Annotated in this window: 2 protein-coding genes; both read left to right on the top strand. The window is 61.9% G+C overall.

What is annotated here, in order from left to right; all coding sequences use genetic code 11:
- Positions 1–340 precede the first annotated feature (340 nt).
- On the top strand, positions 341–658 hold the full coding sequence (locus HMPREF2757_RS11595) for a hypothetical protein (protein WP_070544378.1): 318 nt from the start codon (positions 341–343) through the stop codon (positions 656–658).
- Between the two features lie 618 nt (positions 659–1,276).
- Positions 1,277–1,487, top strand: a 211-nt coding sequence (locus tag HMPREF2757_RS02425; protein ID WP_218079063.1) for a hypothetical protein, incomplete at its 3' end; no start/stop codon positions are given.

The raw sequence follows: 1,487 nt of genomic DNA on the forward strand, positions 1-1,487 counted from the left end.
GAGCCGCAGGATGGTGCGTGGTGGTCTCTCCTGGTCCGTCAGGCTCGATCCTTCAGGACGCTCTACGCCCGTGCAAACGCCCTCGAGCAGCTGATACAGGCGCAGGGAGCGGCGCGCGACGTCTCGGGAAGGGGCCCCGCCTGCGGGGATATGCCCGAGGCGGCGGGCGCGGCGCCCGGCCACGCGGAGGCGAAGCCCGCGGGGCGGCGCGCAGCGCCGCCTAACTTGTTCTTAAAACACTTTAGGACACGGAATTATCAGATTGGCGTGCTGCCTCACTCTGATGCTATCGATAACGTAGCAGGCCGTCAGCGGCCACTAACCTAGCAGGGGTCTCTTCATGAAGCGTAGTTCTCGGTTGGCCACGAAGGCTCTGAATCGAGGTGTGTCCTCTCGCAGCTATGAGATGGCCTTCAAGCGTCGTTTTGCTCCTGATGGCTCCTCGGGTAGCCCGGGGCTCCTCCAAGGGCTTCTGGTGCGTTCTGGCGCCCTTCCCGCGCCGCCTGCTGTCGAGCCTGCTCCTCCTGCTAAGAAGCGCGGCAGGCCTCGCAAGGCCGATGTCGCAGCGATCGCTGCGCAGGTCTGGTCCGATGTGACTGACGGTGCCGGCGTCGTTCTGGTCGACGGAAAGGAGGTCGACTCCAAACCTGCTGATTAAGTCGGTCCCCGGGGGTGTTGGAGCACGCCCGAGGGCCTAACCAAGTTCAACTGTAGGAGAGCTGAAATGGCTGATAGCGAGTGTATTGCCCGGGCTGAGTTGCGGGCTGTGTTGGAGTCGGGGGAGCCTGGACTTCCTCAACAGTGGCGGGCTGCGTTCCGTAGTCCTGAGGATGCGTTGGTCTGGGTGGGGCAGCACCACCCTAACCTGCTTGCGCGGACTCTGTTCGCGGCCGTGGCTGAGCTCAGTGCCAGCTTCAAGGCTCAACTTGAGGTCGAGGCCACCTGGAGGGCTGTTCGGGGGCCGGAGCGAAGCGTAGGGAGGGGGCGAAGCGCCCCTGCAAAGCGGTGCCCGAATTGAGCGATGGCGCCCTCCCCCTATTGGTTCTCGCGTGGCTAATTGCTTGCGCCTCGCAGGAGCTAATTCGCGCTTTGCAAAGCGGTCTTCAATTGGTGTCTAATTGAAGGAAATTCAGTGAAAAAGAATTCCTCCAAAAAGTGCACATTGTGTTCAAAAAGACCCGATGGCCGACCGCCCAAAAAGAACACCAGTCAGCGAGCCGCTATTGCGGCCCGCTTCAAAGTCCTTTGCCTGGACGCTGGCCTAAAGGTACCTGACGTGGCTCGCACTCTTCAGGTCACCGAGCGCACGGTCTATGCGTGGTTTTCAGGCAAGACGGCCGTGCCGTACTCGGCCTACAAGCTGCTGCGGATTCTCAACCGGTTCGAGCTCCCAGGTTGGTCAGGATGGCACATGCACAGCGGCAAGCTCTGGACACCTGAGGGCTTCGGGTTCGAGCCGCAGGATGGTGCGTGGTGGTCTCTCCTGG

This window comes from Brevibacterium sp. HMSC063G07, from assembly GCF_001810665.1.
In the GTDB taxonomy this organism is placed as follows: Bacteria; Actinomycetota; Actinomycetes; order Actinomycetales; family Brevibacteriaceae; genus Brevibacterium.